Below are 19247 nucleotides of genomic sequence, written 5' to 3' on the forward strand. Positions count from 1 at the left end.
AACCGCTGGGCCAAGACCTTCTGGACCTTGGCATCAAATCCCGTCGTCGTGCACCAGGCGAAAGTATCCAGTCTGCAAGCGGGTGTAATCTTTCAGCGCCATGCCCTCCAAGTCCTTAGTGCCGACTTCGGCGAGGCTCGCGAACAGGTTCAATTCCGCCTGCTCTTCATCGCCATTGGCAGTGGTCGACGCTGCGCGGATGTCCCGAACGGTCGGTGCGCGCAGGCTGATGGTGTCCGACGTTACGCCATTGAACTCGGTCGGTTTGCTTAGCGTAACGACAACACTGGCGGCCTCGAGGCGCAGATACTTTGGCAGCGGTGACAGTGGCTTGGTCATGGTTCGTTTCCTTAAGTTCGTTAGATGGGGTTACAGACCGAGGGCAGAGCGCTGCGCGGCCAACTGGTCGACGCCGTCGATGACACGCTTCATGCCCAGGGCATCGATTTCGTAGACCATGCGGCCGTCGACTTCGAGCTTGTAGTAGGTGGGGCTGATGCCGTGCTTGATCTCTGCCTTGTCGCCTGGCTTCCAGTCACCCATGTCGATTTCTTTAAGGGTGCCGCGCAGGGTAACGACGACGGCTTTGATGGCTCCCTTCAGGCCCTTGAATGCGCCCCGGAACGTGCCATTGAAGGCGGTACCGTCGGCTAGGCCAAAGAACTTGAGCGCCTCACGGCGCACACCCGTGGTAGTGAAGCTGGCCTCCAACTTATCCATGCCCATGTCTAGCTCGACGGGAATGTCCATGCCGCCCGGCCGATGCTCCTCCATCTTCATAGTGAGCTTGGGCAGGGTCAGGCTGGGCACATCCCCCTGAAAGCTGATGCCATCGACGAACAGGTTTAGGTTGGCCAGGGTTTCGGGAATCATTGCCATGTAAGTTCGCTCCTTAGGCGGCGTTGTCGAGAACTTCGGTTAGCCACTGATTGGTGACCTCAACCCGGAAATTGGGGTTTTCGGCAGGCGGCACGTCGGTGAAACGTATGTTCCAATACACCTTGCCCTGCTCAAGCTGGCTGGCAGTGTTCAGCTCGGTGTCCGCGTACACTTCGAAGTTGATGATTGCGCCCTGAGCTTTCAGGTCGCGCATAAACGCTTGCAGGCCTTCAGTCACGTCCTTGACATAGGTCGCGGTAATCGAGCGGTCGACCGCCCATTTGTGGCCATACAAGATCGCGTCCATCACGATATCCATAGTTCGCACGCGGGTGACAAATGCCCATTTCGGATCGCTGGACAGCGTGCGGTTGCCCCATAGGCGGAAGCCGTCGTCGCGGATGATGGTGGTGATGTTGGCGTTGTTCAGCAGGTTGGCCCGGCAGGTGTCGTCGCCGTCGAGAAATTCAATAGCGCGGCCAGTGCCGGTGATGCCGACAAACTCTTTGTTCGACGGCGAGGCCCAGAAGCCATACTCGCTGTCGGTCCAGGCGAACAGGCCGGCGACCCAGGCCGAGCTAGGCGCGTCGACCGTTGCATCGGCGGTGGTGTCCCAGTACTTCACGCCGGGGTCAACCAGGAAGGCGCGCTTGGCACCAAAGCCGGCCGCATAGGCGGTCGCCGCCTCGTCAGTGGTGTTTGGGCCGTCGATGATGGCAATGCCGCGTAGCTTGTCGGCCAACGCTACCAGAGCGGTGCCCACAGCTTGCGTCGCACTGTGCTTGGGGGTGACCAGCAGGCGCGGCTGGGCGTTGAATCGGCTTTTGCCATCGAGCAGCGCCTGTAAGCCAGTGCGGGTGCCATCGGCCAGCACACCACCGATAACGGCCGAAGCCTGCTCTGCCGGATCTGCGAGCTTGGCCACGCCACAGGCGACAATCACTGCCTTAGCGCGGGTGTAAATTGCCCGGCAAGCCTTGGTAATCGCCGAATCAGTGCCGAAGGCCGCCACCGCTTCGCGCTCGCTGGTGATCAGAACCAGGTCGTTTACTTTGGCCGTGGCATCGGGGCCAGGGGTGAAGGTATCCACCAAGCCAATGATCGAGGACGACGGCAGTGCAATGCTACGGGCGCCGGTGTCGACGCTCGTTACGGTAACGCCGTGAAAAAAACCACTCATAAAGTCATGCTCCAGATATGAGAAAGCCCCGCATGCGGGGCCTTGGGGTACAACGGATAAGAAAACGCCCCGGCAGTGCGGGGCGCTTATTCAGTTTGCGAAGCCAGCCAGGCGGCTAGTGCTTCGTCGTTGGGACTGGCAGGCCAGTCATCATCGGCCGGTGCCATGGTGGTGATATCCATGCGGTTCAATTCGACCCGGTAGACCTTCCAAGCAGTAAGCGCGGCCGCTTCTGCCTCGGTGGCCATGTCGAGGTCGACAGCATCTTGCAGCGTGTTGATGCGTGCGGTGGCGAACTGGGACGCAAGCGACTGCGTTCGGTACGCCACAATGCGCGCCGCCTCGACAATCGCGGCCTCGTCGGGCACCCACTGCTCGCCTTCCCACTTGTCGAACTCCGTCGACGGGGCGTGCAGGGTGTAGCCCTCGGGCAATTCGCCCAGTGCCAGCCACTGCCGGGGCTCGCCGGTGTCGGTGGTGTAAACCGTGGCGCCGCGATGATCAGCGACGAGTTCCCAGCCGGTGTTTTCACGATTGATCAACGCGGCGATACCTGCTTGCAGCACGGGCGGGTCGATCTGGTAGCTATAGGCAGGGAACAACCACACGCCAGGCTCCAACGGGCTGGGGTCAGCTTCTGATACGCAAAGATATTCACCTGTACCCCGATGCACATTGCACACCTTTGGCGGCTCTATGCCCGGCTGCTGCCACCAAGGCAGCACCTCGGCCAGCTCCAGCGGTGCCGGCACTTCGATCAGCTCGTCAGGGTCGTTAGCCATGAATGTTCCTCAATACTTGATGCAGGCCAGATAGGCCCGGTTGGCCATGCGGGTTTCATTACCGCCCGTGGCATTGATCGACAGGGTGTGCGAGTGCGTACCGGATGACGAAGTTGTCGTCGTATCAGTGCCCTCGCGAATTTCATCGCCGTACACGGCGTTGACGCTCGCGGTGGTGACCGAGTCGACGTATTCGCGCTTGTTGGGCACGGTGTGGGTGTGCGCCCCGCCAGAAAGCGCGGTGCCGGTGTGGATATGAGATTCGAGCTGGCCCGCCTGGGTCGAGAACAGCGCCCGGCCTGCGTCAGCCGAGTTAAGGCCATCGGTCCATGAGCGATCAATCAGCTCCCGGTCATCCGGCACATTGAAGGTGGTCGAACCGTCGCCAGCGCCGAACGTCGTCCCTATGACTGCGAACAGCGCCGCATATGCCGTGCGCGATACGGCCGCCCCGTTTCGCTTGAGCCATCCTGCTGGTGGTGTGCTTAGCGCGAAGTGCGCAACCTGCCCCGCAGGCGCGGCCATATCGACCTTCTTTTTGACCCAGGCGCTATTAACCACACGGGTGCTGTTGTCGTCATCCGCCGGCGCGGCGACAGTGGCGCCATGATTGAACCGGAGCTGGCCTGTTGCAAAATCCAGCTGCAAAGGCCGTAAGGCGTTGTAGCTGCCAGTTGGACTCCCAGAGTCGGTTACCAACAGGTAGTAACTGGTATTGTCGACCCGACTGATAAGCCCATAGGTTTCCGCTTGGTTGATATAGCGCAGAACGTTGCCACCTTTGACGACCACCTCACCGGTAAAGGTTGGACTATCGGTAAAGGCACTCTCACGCCATACCCCCCACTCGTTATTGTAGGCCGTCCGCTCAAATGCCCGAGCGACCAAGCCCTCCGTAACGTGAAACACCTGCGTTACGCGCGTACTGGTCGCGCTATTGGTGCGACCTTTTACCTCAAGCACCCCGTAAGTTTGGTTCGCCGGCTTAACACCCAAGGTGGTGGTTCCTACAGCGTAGATACCATTCTTGAGCGTAACGTCATCCACGGTGGCAATTGCATCCAGCCGGGTGACACCCCAGCCAGCAGCAGCGATCAGCGCATTAACCGTAGTGAGATCAGGAACCTCCTCCCATGCACTCCAATTCACCACACCACTGGTTGCGCCGCTTGAGCAGCGGTGGAACATCCGGTTTACGCCTTGCGGGAAAAACAGCTGATGCGTGTAGTTCTGGGCATTAGTACCCACTACAAATAGCACGCCAGTGGGGAACCCGGAGGGTCCATTCAGCGCCGAATTGACCTGATAGGAACCCCCTGCGTTGAGGGTGTTCAGATCGACACCGCTGGCCAGATCGGCAAGATCACTGGTCCCCCAGCCCAGCGAGCCCAGCAGGTTGGCAACGAATTGCGTGCTCGCGGCATTGGCCGAGCGATCCGCCGTTGCCCGCGTGGGCACGCCAACATCACCGCTGAAGGCGGGGCTAGCCAACTTGGCGGACTCTTCCCAGGGCAGCCAGGCTCCGGCAGAGCCAAGCGTGCGCGAAAACTCTCTCCCTTCTCCGCCCCCCACCGGGCTGAAGGTTTGCCGTATGTTGGCCGCCGCATAGCGTTCTACCAACACCGTACCGTAGCGCGACACGCCAGCAGGCAAGGAGCCTGTCGGCGATGAAACGCGGTAGAACCCTGTCGGGGTTGTAGCGCTATCCATATCGGCCAGAGCAGGCGGAACCCCTGTCACCCCGATGCCAACAGCGGCTAAGGCGGATTGCAAAGCGGTCAGAGTGGAAGTCTCCTCCCACGCGGTCCAGCCGCCGTTGAAATAGGTGCGGAACATCTGACGAGCCACCGCCGAGTCTGTCGCCAAGAACGTTTGCATGACGCGGCCATTTGTACCAGGCGTGTTGCTGCGGCCCGCCACAAAAACGGTGCCCCACGTCTGCCCTGCTGGCTTTACCCCTGCCGTGGTCGCCAGGGTTACCGCGTACCATCCGTTACCCAAGGTCGGATCATCAATATCAATAATGACCCCTGCATAGCGCTCTCCCAACCCGTACAGCTTTAGGAGCGCCTTTACAAACTCGGTGTTAGCGGCGCTCTTGCTGTTGTCGTCCGTTGCCGTGGTCGGCACCCGTGGATTACCGGTAAACACCGGCGAATCGATCTCGGCGACCTCCTTGAGCTTTCCACGTCCGACGACAAACCAGGAAGAGCTGGACGCGGCCACTTCCAGCCATTCCGACGGCTTGATCAACGTACTGGCTACGGTACTGCCTGCCTCGACAATGGACCCCGACGAAGCTACGTTGAGCGTCTGCGTGGCAGTCGTAGAGGGGTTGCGCAACATGAACGAAGCGCCGTTCCCTGTGTCTGCAACCGCCGGCAATGTCAACGTAAGCGGCCCGTTATTGAACTGCACCGCGTTACCCGCTTGCGCGGCTGTCAGCGTGAGGCTTGTAGAAACGCCAATCGCTGCTGCTTTGAACGAACGAGACGCCGCCGATAGGGCCGCGACCAGAGCTGCCATGTTGGCCGCTTGCAGGCCGGTGCTTCCTGCCGTCGGCGTAGGCACCTCTGGCGAGCCGGTGAACTTGGGTGATGCCAGCGGCGCCTTCTCAGCCAGCTTATTGAGCATGGTTACCGAGAAGTTGGCATCGTCGCCAAGGGCAGCGGCCAACTCGTCTAAGGTATCAAGCGCGCCCGGCGCAGAAGCCACAAGCCCATTGACTGCAGCGTCAACAGCGGTCTTGATCGCCTGATTGGCCTCAGCCTTGGTATAAGTCTCTGACTTGGTATAAACATCCGTGATGCCGTATCCCGCGACGGTAGTCGGATTGGTCGCAGCAACCACGCGCCCGTACTTGTCGACCTGCACGCTGCGGTATGTACCAGCAGTCACGCCCGTGCGACCGAATGCCATTTCAAACGTCAGCGCCGTTACGCCAAGGGTGATCGGCGCGTCGGTAACTAGCTGCCACGCGCTATCACTGTTCGTCGTGCCCTTCTCCACCAAAACCAGCAAGCCGGGGGTTACCTTGGCGTTGCTGTTGGCGTCCGCGCTACGCGTCCACGCCGCGCCCGCCACGACCTCGTATAGCCCATTTTCCTTGGCTGCGGTCTGGTTTTTGACCAGAACACGGGCGCCAGCCGTGAGCGCCACGCCGTCGATGGTCTGCAGACCGCTCAAGGTGATGTTGGCCGTGGTGGCCGCCACTACCGAGTGCTTGAAGTCCTGACGGGCCAGTTCCTCGGTAACCCACTCGCGGGTGGCCAGCACCACACTGGGGTCAATCTTCAACTGCACGTTCGCGGTACTGCTGACAACCAGGCTCATGCGCAGCACCTGTGTGCGCCCCGAGCCCTGCGATAGCACCGGCTTGTAAGTCGGCGCGCAGTTGGCCACCGCTACCAAGTCGCCGGATTCGTCGTATAGACCGATCTCGCGAATCCACTTGCCGCCGATATCGGCCGGAATCACCTGCTCGGCGACGATGATCGAGCCGTCTTTTTCATCGACCTTCAACTGATTGAGCGGCGCCCGGCGCCATTCATTGATCAGGCTAGTCTGCGTGGCGTTTGGGGTCGGATCGGTGCCGTTGGCATCCCCCACCCCCATCTGTGTGATTTTCCAAGCAATGCCCAGGGCATCAGCGTTGGCCTGCTTGGCCGCGCCCACATTCGTGAGGATCGCGTAAAACTGCGTGTTCTGGTCAACCATGTGCAATGTCCAGTGTGTCGATAGTGGTTTCGCGGCCGCCGCGTCCAATCACGCCAGTGACCACAATGTCGCGCGGTATCGGTGGGTACACCTCCAAGGTGTCGCCCTCGCTCACGCTCACGCCCAGGTAATAGTGGCCGTTGGCTTCTAGGCTGATTTCCAGGCCGACCATATGCCGGCTCACCGGCCTGGCGTCATCTAGGAGCGCTGACAGCTCGCGATAGGTGTCCTCCCCAATGCCGGTATCGGAAACCCCCACCTTGAGCGCGAAGGTGCCGGGCACGCCTGCGGGTGCCATCTGCCACCACTCGACCACCTGAATCAGATACCCGAACGGCTCCACCACGCGGCGCAGCGCGCCGATGGTTCCCTTGTGCTTGTGGATGTAAAACGACGACTTAATGACCGAACGCTTAGTCGCCTCGGGCCACTCGTCATCCCAACGGTCCACCGACCACGCCCACGCCAGCTGGTACAGCAGGTGCGCCGGGCAGGTGTCGGGGTTGTACAAGGTGCGCAAGGTGATGGCGGTTGATTCGGTGTCCGCGCCTTCCACGGCGCGCTCCAACAGCGTGCTGTTGTTGGGCAATAGACTGGCCATCACGTACCCCGCACGACGGTAAAGCCCTCACACCAGGCTGCCTGCGCCTTGGATGGCTTGATATCAGCCCAGCCGGTCAGCTCGACACGGGTCACCCCGTTGATGTGCAACTGGGCGTCAACCCCGGAGCGGGCTACCTCCACGCCCAAGCGGCGGCGCGGGTTGACCCATGCCTGCAAGCGCTCGCGGCAGGTCGCCAGAATCGCCTCGTTTTCCGGGCCGTTACCCGCCATGTACACCTTGGCACTGATGGTGTACGGCAGTATCTGCGCGCTCTGCACGCTCAAGCGATCCGCCACCGGGCGCACATCATCGTCATTCAAATAGGCTGACACGGCATCCAGTAAGTCAGCCTCGGCTGTGCCGTTACCTTCGAGCGATAACACGGTGACCACCACCGCCGCCGGCGAGGGGCTTTCGGCCGTGGCATCTGCCACCAGGCCCGAGGCGTTGCGTGCGTGCAGAATGTAACTGTTGCGCGGCCCGGCGGTGGTCAGCCCCTCGTAGACCAGCTGCACCCGCTCGCGTAGGGCATCGTCCTCCTCGAGCACGGCCAGCACGGGCGGCACTGCGGTTAAGTCCTCAGCCTGCACCACCAGTCGCTGCAGGCTCACATTGGCCGCCAGCTGGTCAAGGTCTGCCCCCGTGGCGTAGGCCAATAGCAATGCCTTCGCGGCGTCATTCACCCGCGCCCGGTTGAGCAGGCGCCGGTAGGTGCCCAGTTCGATCAACTTGGTGACCGGGTCGCTTTCCAGCGGGGCTGACCACTCCTGCCCGTCCGTCTCCATCAAGGTTCTGAACGTGGCCAGCTCAGCCTGATACGTGTCCTCGAAGTCCAGCGTCTCCAGTACAGCCGGCGCCGGTAGCGCGGTTAGATCGATCGTCATGCGCTTACCTCCAGTATCGCGCTGTCGCCCAGGTACACCCCGGACAACTGCAGGGTTATCTGCCCACCGACGACCGAAACCACCTTGACCCGCTCCAGTTTCAGGCGCGGCTCCCAGCGCCCAAGGGACCGAGCCACCTCGGCCTGAACGGCGCTTTTCCACCCTTCATTTACCGGAAGGTCGACGTACCGGCGCAGGCTGCTGCCGTACTCAGGGCGCATGCGCCGCGAGCCAATTGGCGTGGTCAGAATGTCCTCTATGGACTGCCGCAAGTGGGCCAGGCCCGACAGCGGCTTTCCCGTGCGGCGATCCATACCGATCATGGGTTACACCGCCTGGCTCAGCTGCTCGAAGTCACGCCTACGCCCCAGATAGGCCAGCGCATCCTCGTCCCCCTCCGCGATCAGTAAGTAGCCGCCGACCACCTTCAATTCGCGTCCGCCAGGCATGAATAACGACCTTGAGGTATGGGTCTTGTCGCGAAAGGTCACACCTGCCGAAACGCTGGGCGCGGCATTGGGCTTCTTGGTATTCATACGCCCCTCCGGGCAAGAAAAAGCCCGCGCTGGGCGGGCTATCAGTGTTTGTGGTTGGCCGTGTTGCCGGCTGTGTCGATAATCCTGCCGCCACCATTGATGTCACCCGTGACCATCAGAGTGCCAGTGATCTTTACCGCCCCGGTCAGATCGATGGTGCCCGACTTAGCGGTGATAGCGTTGTCGGAGATCACCACCTCGGTGCCACCCACCTTTACTCGGGCGGTGCCGCTGGGGAGCGTGATGGTGTAGCTTTTGGCCTGCCAGTCGTAGATCAACGAGCCGCCGTCGTCGAAGCGCCAGGTTTCGACGTGGTCGCGGTTGTCCGGCGGGGCACCGGCATCTCCGTACAATCCCGAGATGAAGGTGCCTTGCGCCGGTTCACCGCTCGGGCTGACCAGCACACCCTGCTCGCCCAGGCTCGGCGCACGCCAGTGGCGAGCCTTGCCAGCGGCTTGGGCATGCCAGCGGACCCATGCACTGCTCCAATCGCCTCCATCGGAGACTCGCACCATAGCGGCCATCAGATCGACAGCAACCACTCGGCAGGGAATAACTAAGCCAGCCAGCATGCGGTCGTGCTGGGCCGCAACGTAGCTCATGCCATGTCCCCCGGCGCTGTGTAGTCGCCTTCGTGCCCGCGTCCAGTCTGCGGATCAAAACCGAACAGCACTGGGCCGGGCTCCTTCGGCCACGGCCAGTCTTCCTCCCCTAAGTGGATAACCTGGGTCCACTCGACCACCCAAACTGCGAAGCTATCCAGCTCAGGTCGGCTCCAGTCGCGCTCGGCTCGCAAGAACTCAGCAAACCCGAACGGCAACCCCCAGGACTGCATCCTGAGCAAGACGGCTAACTGGGCAGCAACGAAGGCTGCCACTTGTAGACAGTCCTGATCCTCTCCAGGAACTAGAACACGGGCCTCAAAGCGGGCATCTACCGCAGCCTGGCCGGTACCTGGGTCCTGATCAGCGGTTTCAAAACCTGCCAGCTCAAGCACAATGGCCGGAGGGGGGACAACTTCGATACCGCTTGGCATGGTGCCAACGTATTCCAAGCCTGGAATGGCGTCCCTGATGTGCTGCTCGATGGCCGCATAAATCTGACTGAGAGGGATGGGTTCATCATCCATGGCCTGACCTCCGAAGATACTTCTGCAATTCAAAGTTCAACTCTTGCTCCATTACTGCAACCAAGCGCTCATGAGCGCGGCCGGTCCAGCTGTCGAAGTGTGGCCGTACTTCCTCCAAGGAGATTTTTGCCTTTGCCAGCGGGAAGCGACTGTCGTTCTCGGAGATCCAACCAGAACGACTACCACCGCCCCCTGATATCTCGCTTTCTGGATAGTCGTCTAAGTCGAAATGCTTGCTTGCGGTACGAATCCAGATATCCGGCTTACCGCCGTACACCGTCTTGAAGAACGCGCCCTGATACTTGCGCCCGGCCACTGACACGCCTGTTCGAGTCTGCCGTGGCCGGCCAGCTCGACTGGCTTCGATGGGGTTGATGCCGAACCAAAGCCTGCCCTGGCCGTTGCCAGATACTGGGAATGCCCTGAGCCGCTGCCTCACCGCCGCGATAGCAATGCGCTCCTGCCTGCCTACATCGCGGGCGATGTGCATTCGAAGCCAGCGCAGCGTCTTGTTGATAGCCCGCCGCTGGGCCGCTTGGGCGGCTTTGGGGAACAGCCTGGTAAACTCCTCGAAGCCGTTGACACCCTCTGGATCCAGTCGCAGCGAGATCATTCCATTGCTGGCAGACTGCTTGTGATAGGAACTGACACTCATACCGTCTTCCTCAAGATCAGCGCTACAAGCCCATCGCCCCCAGGCTCTATGCCGGCGATGGTGTAAGTGCCGCCGCCATCCTCTGGCGGGAGCTCGATCACGACCCGCTGCCTCACCTCGACACCAGCGTTATCGCCAACCCGGATGACCAGATGTGGCTCCCGCAGCGCGGTTCTGATCTGGCCGAGCTTGGGCTGCAACCAGGGTGCCGAGAACATCCCGAGAACGGGGCGGCCGTCGATCTGCGCCGAATCGCCCAGGACGTCGAAGACAACTTCATCCACTTGGCCGAGCAGGTCTCGGAACGCCATGATCAGAGCGTCAGGCGGATGACAGCACGTGGACGGGTGCAGATGTGCAGCGGGTTGGACTGCGCCTCGCCGTCGACACCTTTACCGAATCGCATTTCCTCGATCTTGCTGTAGTACGGAAGCCCCTCGGTATTGACGGTCTCGATGTAGTCCGCCGGGGCATAGATGGAGAGGAAGAGGTCCGACACGCCCTCGGGAACCAGGCGCGCCTCGTCGTCGGGGACATATGCCTTGCCGCCCACCTTGCCGCGATATCGCTCCCAGCTGATGCCGCCGAATTCGAACGACTCACGCCCATCACCCCGCAGCGCGGCAGCCTGCTGGCTGCCTTTGTAGGTTTCGACAACCGACGAGTGGGCGATCAGCTTCTTCCAGAACGTCTTGCCGCAGAAGGCACGCGAGCCGGTAGTGGTGACGTTGCCGAGCGCCTCCTCTTGAAGATCCAGCGCATCCACGCACTGAACCTGGATGTTGGCGTTCTGATCGTTGAGGCTCATCGACTGCTTCTGCTGGACAACACCAAAGGTCTTGTAGATGTCCAGCAGCACCGTAGTGCCATTCGAGTCGAGCACCTGGCCGTTGATCGCACCCATGCGGTGGAACTCATGGGTAGCATCCAGTTGGCTCCGGGCTTTAGCCAGCCGCTTGTTGACCACACTCTGCACTGCTTGCAGCTCGGTCACACTGCCGAAGGCGCGGATACCCTGGATCTCGTCCGCCTTGATCGAGAAACGCTGCGGCAGGTGGATGGTGTTGAATGGGATCAGGCTACGCTTGCTGCCGCCAACCACCAGGCCGGAGGTGCCACGCTCACCTGCAGGCACGAGGGCAAGCGTATCGCCGTCCTTCTCGAGCTGCACGGTCAGAGTTTGAACGCCCTCCTCACGGAACAGCCCGAGGGCGGCCAGTCGGCCTGGCACGTATTCCTGCTCGTTGATAGCAGCGGTCAGCGCAGCAACACTGAACGCATCGTCTTGGAAAATGGCAATCTCAGCCATGGGGTACTCCAGAAAGTAAGAACCCCGCTCGGGGGCGGGGTTGAGAGAAGAAAAAGTGTCAGGTCAACGCAGGATGATGAAATTCGCCGCCAGAGACTTTTCCGCATCGCCGTCGAGGCCAGTCAGGAGCGCCTCGGCGACTTCAGCCAGCCGCACCACAGCGCGACCACGTCGCAAGACATCCGACTCTCCAAGTGGGGCGAAGAGGATGCAGACGGCATTCTCGCTGCCGTCTTCAGCAGCAGGATTGTAGGGAGCGAACTCACCACTCGCAGTGACTAGGCCAAGCAACTGGCCAGCAACTAAGGCCGGACCAGCAACAATGTTGATGGCTTCACGGGAGATCTTCCCCGCACCTTCAGAAAGCAGGAACTCACCGGCGTGGACCGGTTCTTGTTGGATGGTACTCATGGTCGTGCTCCTTTAGTGGCGGCCTGCCGGCGGGCAGCCCAAACGCTGGATGGGTTGGGTAGCTGAGCCTTGATCGCTTCCTGCTCGTCGTCGGCAGGCGGCAGGGCGTTGTTGATCTCAAAGCCACTGCCGGAGCTGACCAGCTTGTCGAATAGCCGAGCTCTCACCGCATCAGGGTCAAGGCCAGCCGTGACATATTCCTTTGTAAGCTCGGGCAATCGCGCCGCGACACATAGATCGTGTACGTCCTTGGCTGTCGTAAGTGCCGCCTGCACCGTTACTGCGTCAGTCAGCTTGGTCGAAGCGATCAGCGTTTCAGCCAAGTTACCGATGCCGGCCTTGGCGCAGCTCTGTGTGATCATCAGTGCAAGCGCCGTGGAGTCGGCGACATCAGGCTTGGGCGGCGCAGGCGGCTTTGCCGGGTCATCTGCCGGTGGTTTGCTGGCCAACTGGTCGAGCAACGCCTGCGGGGTTTTCTGGTAACGGGCCATGGCCGCGCCATTGCCCAGACAGGCGCGCACCTGCACGCCACTGCCGATTTCATCTACCAACCCGAGCGCAAGGGCCTCTTGGGCCGTCAGCCAACTTTCATCGTTGACCAAGCGGCGCAGCTCGGCTTCATCAATGTCAGGCGACTTGGCCTTGTAAGCAGCGATGATCACCTCGAAAGCCTGGTCGAGCACATCGGCCACCCGGCGAAGCTCCTCGGCATCACCTTCGATCCAGGTGTATGGGTTGTGAATCATCAGGATCGCATTCGACGCCATCACCACCCGGTGAGCACCGCATACCGCAACGCTACCTGCGCTCGCCGCCAAGGCATCGATCCGAGCGGTGCAGCGCTCGCCCAAGCGGCTCAGCGCGTTATGGATGGCCACACCCTCGAACAGGTCGCCGCCGTTGGTGTTGAAGGCCACTTCCACTGGCGAGACACCGTCATCGATCGCTTTTAGGTCGCGGATGAACTGGTTGGCGGTGATGCCCCAGCCACCAATCTCGCCGTAGATGTAGATCTCGATCGGGGCGGATTCGGCGTCAGCAGCACCTTCGGCCTGGGTCGCTGCAGTGATGCGATACCAGTGCTGTTGGTTCTCTGGCTGGGGCACAGGGGCCTTGTTGAAGATACGGATGGGTTGCAGGGGTTTCATGCTTTCTCCTTCTCGTCGGGATCGTCATCGACCGCCGACAAAGTGCTGTACTTGATACCCAGGGCCTGCGCCCGGGCGAGATCGGCGGCGTTCTCTTCGTCCACCACCTCCGCATCGGTCCCGTTGCGCAAGCAAGTCTCGCTACGCGTGGTGAAACCGGCAGCGATTTCCATCTGCCGGGACTGGACGTCTTGAACGGGGTGGATGTAGGCCCAGCCTTGCGGCACCCAGCGAGTGCGCTGGTATTCGCGGCGTCGCTGCGAGTAGTCCGGTAGGTCAAGCCCCCCAGCCAATACGGCCATGTCCAACCAGGCTTGGCGCACAGGGCGGCACAACTGGTGGACATAGACCTGGAACTGGAGCTGCTCCAGCCGGCGCCGGAACTCGGTCAGCACCACACGGATCGCGCGGTCGTTCACGCCCTGCATGTCGCCGGTCATCAACTCGTAAGGCAAGCCGGTGCCGGCTGCTGCAGCCATCAGCTGCTGCCGCATGAAGTCGCGGTAGTTGTTGCCCGCGTCCGGTGGATCCGAGAACTCGATCTCTTCGCCTGCCCCCAGCTCCTGCACGGTGCCGGGCTCTAGCCCCACCATTGGGGTAAACCCATCCCGGTCAAGGTCGAGGGGCGCCCCGGTGAGCGGATCGAGCTGTGGCCGGCCCTCCGGCGCTGGCTTGCGAACGAAACCTGCGAACAGGTTGGCCACCTCTTGCCGGAACAGCACCGCATCGTCGAAGTTGTCCAGGCTGCGCAAGCGCTTCAGGACCGGCGCCAGGCGCGGCACACCGCGCAATTGCCCCGGCTCCAACGGCTCGAAGATGTGCAGCATCTGCTCGGCTGGAACTCGCACCAATTGGTTGTACCCAACATTCAGCGAGGACTTGTCGCTGGGGTGGACGCGATAGCACCAGTACGCCACCCGCCGGCCCATGCCGTTGAACTCGATCCCGGCGCGGATGACGTTGCCGAAGCGGGTCACCTCGAACTTGTCGTGTGGAACGAACTCCGGTGCCAGGCACTGCAGTTGGAGCGGCACCGCCAAGCCATCCTCCAGCCGACGCGGGCGCAGGCGGATGAAACATTCGCCTGACTGCTCCACCGTGCGCGCCACCAGGGCCTGCAGGCCGTAGAAGTCGGTGAGCTGATCAGCGTCAGCCTCATCGACCCAGTCTTCCCACAGAACCTGCATTGCCTTGCGCACCTCTTTGTCCGCGAGCTGCGGATGCGGTGTGATACCGGTGCCGATCAGGTTGCTGACCCGCTTGTCGATGACGTTGGCGGCGTACGGGTCATTGCGAACCGCGCTGCGGGAGCGGGAGCGCAGGTTGCGCAAGGCCGGCATGATCAGGCTGTTCACGCCGGTGTCCGGCGCATCCCACCCCGATGAGCGCCTTCCCTCGGCGGCGCCCTCGTAGCTGGCCTTGATTCGCTCGGGCACCAAGATGCCCGAACGGCCGAGGGACATGTAACGTCCGCTCACAGTCCTTTGCCCCCATGGTAGAGGCGGGTCACGCGCGAGCGCGGCCCGGCGGCCTTCACCAGTTCGGACTGGATCAGCTCGCGCGCCTTGATCAACTCGTCGACCGTTCGATATTCGACGGTGCGATCCGAGTATCGAACGATCTTTTCACCACGCGCGATCGCGCGCTCGACGGTGGCGAGGTCTGCTTTTGTGTAAGCCATGTCAGCGTCTCTTTAGGTAGCCGCTGCTGGAGCTGCGGCGTTGCACGGATTGGGGCGCGGCACGCGGGAGCGCCTGTGGCAGGGGCGGATCGGAGCGCCTGACCGGCACCGGAGCAGCGGGTGGCGGCGAATCGTCTTCATCCTGGGCATCAGGCACCGGCGCGTTGGCCTGGGGCCGGGCTGGCTGCTGATCGCCCTGGTCGAACAGGCTGGCCTGCGCGAGCGCCTGCCTCAGCTTGTCCCAGTCGTGTTCGCCGTAACGGTGCAGGCCAAGAAAATTGGCCATGGCCAGGTTGTAAACCATGAGGTCCAGCGCCTCGTTACGCGAGGCCTTGCTCTTGACCCATTCGATCCGCTTGTAGCCCTTCACATAGCGGGCGATCTTGCGTTCAGCCACGCACTGCTGGAAGAACTCGTCCGGCAGGTCCTTGGCGAAGTGCAGCGCACCGGGGCCAATCTCGAAGCTGTAGCGGTTGTAGATCCAGTCCTTGGCCGTATCGGTACCGACAATCCACAGCTCGGCGCCGTTGCGCTCGGTCTGACCTTTCCAGGTTACGTCCACCTGCGATGGGCGCTGGGCGATCACAGGCCGTCCTGGCTTACTCGCCCCCTTGAGCGCGAACACGTTGCGCCAACGGCGCACGCGGGTGAACTGGTAGACCTCGTGGGTGTGATGGCCGCCGGAGTCGATGCCAGTAGCCAGAATCGCCAGGCTCACGCCGCAAGGGTGGCGATAGCGAATCTTGAGGCGGTCATCGAGCAGCGCCCAAGTACGCTCGTCGGCCGGGTCGCCGGGAATCACCTGGTGATCGACCACCCAGCACTCCATGCCGGCGCCCCAGGCCATGACCATCAGCTCCAGGCGGTTGGCCTGGACGTCGACGGAGGCAGTCAGCGCAAGCGCCCCCGCCGGTAATGTGCCGAGCACGTAATCTTCTTGTAGCGCACGGGCCTGCAGCGCTTCGGCCTTGGTCTGCTCAATCGCACTGTCCCACACCTCGGCCAGGCGGGTGTTGTAGAACACCTGCATGGGCTCCAAGTCGCCACGGTCCTGGGCGCGCTTGGCTTCCTCAAACTCGCGGGCCAGCATTGTCCACGAGTGCCAGCCCAACGGGGCATACAGCGCGTTGAGGTGGAAGCTCACGGTCTCGCCGTCCCCTTTCGCATGCGCGCGCCACTCGCCCTTGGCCAGCATCTCGCTCTTGTGGTGCTCCTCGATCAGCACATCACAATCCGACCCAGCGCACTGGTAGTGCACAGTGCTGAAGTCCGCCGAGTACAGCAGGCGGTCCCAGTTCAGCACCTGCATGTGTCCACACGTCGGGCACGGCACGTAAAAGTGGCGCTGATCGCCCATCATGAAGAGGTCGTCGATTCGCGACGCCCCCTTGATCAGCGGTGAGCTGGAGAAATAGAACTTGGCATTGCGACCGAAGGTACTGCCCCTGGCCTCGGCCAGCTTAATGGGGTCGCCCTCCTGGTCGACGTCGACCTCCCAGCGATCAACCTCATCCCCGTAGATGTACCGCGCCGACAGCTCGGACAGGTTGGCTGCCGAGCCTGCCGTGGTGGCGAACAACGTGCCGCCCTCGAACTCCTTGGTGTCCATGGTGTTGCGGGCATCCCTGGAGCGGTTGGCCGCCACACGCGCCTTGAGTTCGGGCGTGGCTTCGATCGTCTTGCCGATCCGCGACGACACCCGCTTGGCCAAGGCAAGACTGGGCAGCAGCGTCAGGATGTTGGACGGCGCCATGTGGATAAGCGCGCCGATCCAGTTCAGAGCAATCTGCGTTTTCATCAGCTGCGAGGCGACCTTGGTCACCACCCGCTTGCACGGGTGGGCAGGCGACAGGCAGCGCATAGGTTCGCGGGCGTACGGTGTGCGCGCGGTGCGGTATTTGCCAGGCTCTGCGGCACCGGTATCACGCGGAATGCGCATGTACTCGTCCGACCACTCGTCTACCCACAGATCGGGGTCAGGCTTCAGCCCTCTGCAATACGCTTCGCGGTACACCTCGGCACCGTCTGCGTATCCGGTGGGCATAGGCTCAGCTCTGTGAAATGGCTTTCGAAAGGTCGGCGCTGTTCATCTTGCCGACCTCAGTGAAGACGCGGCGGAAGGCGTCCACTAGATGCTTCTCGATGTCCCAGGGATCGGTCATTGCGACCAGCTCAGCTGCCAGCTGCGGCGCAAGGCCGAAGAACTGGTCGCGAAGCATCCGCCCCGCAGAGTACGCGGCATCTTCAACAGCCTGCCGCTCGACCAGATTGCCCTGGACTTTGTTGAACTCAGCTTCGGCCAGCTGGGCGAGGTAGTACTCGCGGTGCGCCTTCGCCTTCTGGAAGTTGTGAGCTCCGCCGGGTGCCGGATCAGGCTGAAGCACCGCTGCAGGGCCGAGGCCGGGCTGGAGCTGGCTTCGGACATCGCGCTCGACTCGGTTTTCCTCATGCCGGGCAGCGACAGCCGCCTTGCTCGGATCGGCGGACTGCGCCAACAGCAGCTCAGTGGCTTCGACGTCGACCTTACCGTCGTCGGCCAGCACCAAGCGGTCCTGTTTCGCCAGTTTGGAAACGTAGGATTTCGACCATCCATGACGGGCAGCGAACTCCGATTTCGTCAGGTACGCCATGTGGAAACGTCCAGTTCACCCAATGAATTCAGGGGGTTAACCAGTTCACCGCAGTTCACTAAGCTGGTGAACCTCCCGCTAACAAAGAACCGCGGGTTCCCGGTCCCGTACTCCGTCGGTTTCACCAGGGTCCCCTGCCCCGCCGGGGCTACCGGTCGGGTCACTGCCCCGGCTCCTCGGCCTGCGACGGCGGCTGCTCGAGGCCCAGCCGCTTGGCGGCCCAGCGCTCGTACAGGTTGATCGCCACATCGGCACCGGCCATGGCGGTCAGGCATCCGACCGCTGCCGCCGCCCACACCGAAACGCCGAGGGCATAAAGCAGCATGTTGGTCGAAAGCCCGCAGGTGACGCAGGCACCAGACCGCAATGCCAACCGGCGAATAAGCCCCCAACCGCGAGCCCCCGCCTTGTCAGCCCGCCACATCTCTCCTGAAACACCTCCGACTAGCGAAAGCACAATCACCATCCAAAGTGGCATTTCCACTAATGCTTGTTGCTCATTGGTCATACGAGACTCCACTATCCTGCTTAACGATTATTGTGAGGGTGAGGTGATGGATATCTTTATGACTGTGCTGAGCGCCCTGGGCACTATCGGTGGGCTGTTTGCAGTCTTGGTCAGCTGCGTAGCGCTTAAGCCTGAACAACGTGCTGAACTGAGGAAGATCCTGAAGCAGATTTGGCAGCACTCTACGAAAATAACCCCGGTGTTGATGGCGGCGTTTGTCACGGCCGTGAACTGTTGGGAAATCTACCGTTTCAGTGTTCCTGAAACCGCACCGACTCGGGGCGAATTGCTGATCCTCTTAATGAATATATGGAACGCTGCTTCGTACTTCTTCTTTGGGATGGTGCTCTTTATATTCTGGCTAAAGGACATCATCAAGAAAGACTTTCCAATGCACGCCCAAACTTGATTCACCAGAAAAGCAAAGCCCCAACCAGAGTCGGGGCTTTGAAGAGTGCCTAAGCGCACTTTTGATATCGTGGGGACTTTTTACAGGTCGCCGGAAAAACCGAAAAGGGGCTGTTTTCGTTTCGTCGCCATGTGGTGGCTATGTAGCATCGATGTTGCACACAAGTCGCATAGTGACCCGACGAACGGTCTGCTGCCGAACGCGGCCGGCGCGGGCGGCCAGCTGGGCAAATACTCGCAGGTGCAGGGCCTTGATCCAGTTTCGGTAGGTCCGATCCGCACCTTCAGCAAGCCCGACCAAGCGTATCTGCTCCCTGATCGTGATCTGATGGAAGTAACGAAGCTCGGCAAGCTTGGCTAGCGTTGCTGCCCGCTCATCCCCACGACCCAGCTCAGCAACTGCAGCATCGACCTCGGCAGCAGCGTGATCCAGGCCGGCGCCCGCCATCAGAATCCGTGCACCTGAAGAGCCTGTGCGGGGGGCAGCCCCTTTCCACTCCATAATCGTTCCCATCTGGCTGCCGAGGCTGGCTTCCAAACCCAACTGGCGGCGCTGCTCGCCCCAATGCTGCATCAGCTCGCCTACCAGGCGCAGGCGTTCGGTTACATTGATCGATGTCGCCACGTCCTTCTGATGCTGAGCCAGCTGCACCAGACGCTGAAGGCGTATTTCCACATCCATAGTCATCGCCAGTCCTCCGAAATCAGCACCCAACACACTTTTGGCCAACCCAACACAAACCCAACACACTCGAAACCCAGTAAATTCAATAGATTGGAAGCATC

General features: G+C 61.5%; 23 protein-coding genes and 1 pseudogene. 1 reads left to right on the forward strand and 23 read right to left on the reverse strand.

From position 1 onward, the window contains the following. Positions 1-33: 33 nt before the first annotated feature. The 22 genes and pseudogenes from J5M56_RS02280 to J5M56_RS02380 form a co-directional block, all read right to left on the reverse strand. Positions 34-339 (reverse strand): phage tail assembly protein, encoded by a 306-nt coding sequence (locus J5M56_RS02280; protein ID WP_207869419.1) that lies wholly within the window; start codon positions 337-339, stop codon positions 34-36. Between the two features lie 30 nt (positions 340-369). Continuing rightward, the gene (locus J5M56_RS02285; protein ID WP_207869421.1) at positions 370-879 is read right to left on the reverse strand and encodes a phage major tail tube protein; all 510 of its coding nucleotides are present in this window, start codon (positions 877-879) and stop codon (positions 370-372) included. Between the two features lie 13 nt (positions 880-892). Further along, positions 893-2059 (reverse strand): phage tail sheath family protein, encoded by a 1167-nt coding sequence (locus J5M56_RS02290; RefSeq protein ID WP_207869424.1) that lies wholly within the window; start codon positions 2057-2059, stop codon positions 893-895. A gap of 86 nt (positions 2060-2145) precedes the next feature. After that, on the reverse strand, positions 2146-2841 hold the full coding sequence (locus tag J5M56_RS02295; RefSeq protein ID WP_207869427.1) for a tail fiber assembly protein: 696 nt from the start codon (positions 2839-2841) through the stop codon (positions 2146-2148). Between the two features lie 9 nt (positions 2842-2850). Beyond that, the gene (locus J5M56_RS27200; RefSeq protein ID WP_347709412.1) at positions 2851-5760 is read right to left on the reverse strand and encodes a tail fiber protein; all 2910 of its coding nucleotides are present in this window, start codon (positions 5758-5760) and stop codon (positions 2851-2853) included. Continuing rightward, positions 5761-6558, reverse strand: a pseudogene (locus J5M56_RS26670) (phage tail protein); the annotation flags it as partial. Next, positions 6551-7159, reverse strand: a complete 609-nt coding sequence (locus J5M56_RS02305) for a phage tail protein I (RefSeq protein WP_207869431.1) — start codon at positions 7157-7159, stop codon at positions 6551-6553. The pseudogene J5M56_RS26670 and the gene J5M56_RS02305, both read right to left, overlap by 8 nt. Beyond that, complete coding sequence (locus tag J5M56_RS02310) at positions 7159-8046, reverse strand: baseplate J/gp47 family protein (RefSeq protein WP_207869434.1); 888 nt, start codon at positions 8044-8046, stop codon at positions 7159-7161. Before J5M56_RS02310 ends, J5M56_RS02305 begins: the two co-directional genes overlap by 1 nt. Beyond that, entirely contained in the window at positions 8043-8369 is a 327-nt protein-coding gene (locus J5M56_RS02315; RefSeq protein WP_207869436.1) for a GPW/gp25 family protein, read from the reverse strand. Before J5M56_RS02315 ends, J5M56_RS02310 begins: the two co-directional genes overlap by 4 nt. Before the next feature lie 3 nt (positions 8370-8372). Beyond that, complete coding sequence (locus J5M56_RS02320) at positions 8373-8582, reverse strand: hypothetical protein (protein WP_207869438.1); 210 nt, start codon at positions 8580-8582, stop codon at positions 8373-8375. Between the two features lie 41 nt (positions 8583-8623). Continuing rightward, the gene (locus J5M56_RS02325) at positions 8624-9184 is read right to left on the reverse strand and encodes a phage baseplate assembly protein V (protein WP_207869440.1); all 561 of its coding nucleotides are present in this window, start codon (positions 9182-9184) and stop codon (positions 8624-8626) included. Next, positions 9181-9711, reverse strand: a complete 531-nt coding sequence (locus tag J5M56_RS02330) for a hypothetical protein (RefSeq protein ID WP_207869442.1) — start codon at positions 9709-9711, stop codon at positions 9181-9183. Before J5M56_RS02330 ends, J5M56_RS02325 begins: the two co-directional genes overlap by 4 nt. Next, complete coding sequence (locus J5M56_RS02335) at positions 9704-10366, reverse strand: hypothetical protein (protein WP_207869444.1); 663 nt, start codon at positions 10364-10366, stop codon at positions 9704-9706. Before J5M56_RS02335 ends, J5M56_RS02330 begins: the two co-directional genes overlap by 8 nt. After that, positions 10363-10677: a hypothetical protein gene (locus tag J5M56_RS02340; protein ID WP_207869446.1), complete on the reverse strand. Its 315-nt coding sequence runs from the start codon at positions 10675-10677 to the stop codon at positions 10363-10365. Before J5M56_RS02340 ends, J5M56_RS02335 begins: the two co-directional genes overlap by 4 nt. Before the next feature lie 2 nt (positions 10678-10679). Then, positions 10680-11675: a major capsid protein gene (locus tag J5M56_RS02345; protein ID WP_207869448.1), complete on the reverse strand. Its 996-nt coding sequence runs from the start codon at positions 11673-11675 to the stop codon at positions 10680-10682. A gap of 63 nt (positions 11676-11738) precedes the next feature. Next, positions 11739-12086 carry a head decoration protein gene (locus J5M56_RS02350; protein WP_207869450.1) on the reverse strand — a complete coding sequence of 116 codons (348 nt, stop codon included), beginning with the start codon at positions 12084-12086 and terminating at the stop codon, positions 11739-11741. Next, positions 12083-13234 (reverse strand): head maturation protease, ClpP-related, encoded by a 1152-nt coding sequence (locus J5M56_RS02355; RefSeq protein WP_207869452.1) that lies wholly within the window; start codon positions 13232-13234, stop codon positions 12083-12085. The genes J5M56_RS02350 and J5M56_RS02355 overlap by 4 nt, the downstream gene beginning before the upstream one ends. Next, on the reverse strand, positions 13231-14712 hold the full coding sequence (locus J5M56_RS02360) for a phage portal protein (RefSeq protein WP_207869454.1): 1482 nt from the start codon (positions 14710-14712) through the stop codon (positions 13231-13233). Before J5M56_RS02360 ends, J5M56_RS02355 begins: the two co-directional genes overlap by 4 nt. Beyond that, positions 14709-14915 carry a hypothetical protein gene (locus J5M56_RS02365; RefSeq protein ID WP_207869456.1) on the reverse strand — a complete coding sequence of 69 codons (207 nt, stop codon included), beginning with the start codon at positions 14913-14915 and terminating at the stop codon, positions 14709-14711. The genes J5M56_RS02360 and J5M56_RS02365 overlap by 4 nt, the downstream gene beginning before the upstream one ends. 1 nt (position 14916) lies before the next feature. Beyond that, a complete protein-coding gene (locus J5M56_RS02370) occupies positions 14917-16959 on the reverse strand; it encodes a phage terminase large subunit family protein (RefSeq protein WP_207869457.1) in 2043 nt (680 codons plus the stop codon). Between the two features lie 4 nt (positions 16960-16963). Further along, entirely contained in the window at positions 16964-17545 is a 582-nt protein-coding gene (locus J5M56_RS02375; protein ID WP_207869458.1) for a terminase small subunit, read from the reverse strand. A 160-nt stretch (positions 17546-17705) separates the two neighbouring features. Next, the gene (locus tag J5M56_RS02380; RefSeq protein WP_207869459.1) at positions 17706-18053 is read right to left on the reverse strand and encodes a phage holin family protein; all 348 of its coding nucleotides are present in this window, start codon (positions 18051-18053) and stop codon (positions 17706-17708) included. A gap of 58 nt (positions 18054-18111) precedes the next feature. Between J5M56_RS02380 and J5M56_RS02385 the strand changes: the two genes are divergently transcribed. After that, positions 18112-18462 carry a hypothetical protein gene (locus tag J5M56_RS02385; RefSeq protein WP_207869461.1) on the forward strand — a complete coding sequence of 117 codons (351 nt, stop codon included), beginning with the start codon at positions 18112-18114 and terminating at the stop codon, positions 18460-18462. Positions 18463-18600: 138 nt separating this feature from the next. Here the strand turns inward: J5M56_RS02385 and J5M56_RS02390 are convergent, their stop codons facing one another. Next, a complete protein-coding gene (locus J5M56_RS02390) occupies positions 18601-19149 on the reverse strand; it encodes a hypothetical protein (protein ID WP_207869463.1) in 549 nt (182 codons plus the stop codon). Positions 19150-19247: the final 98 nt, after the last annotated feature.

It is taken from the genome of Pseudomonas sp. 51_B (assembly GCF_017491595.1).
Classification (GTDB): Bacteria; Pseudomonadota; Gammaproteobacteria; order Pseudomonadales; family Pseudomonadaceae; genus Aquipseudomonas; species Aquipseudomonas promysalinigenes.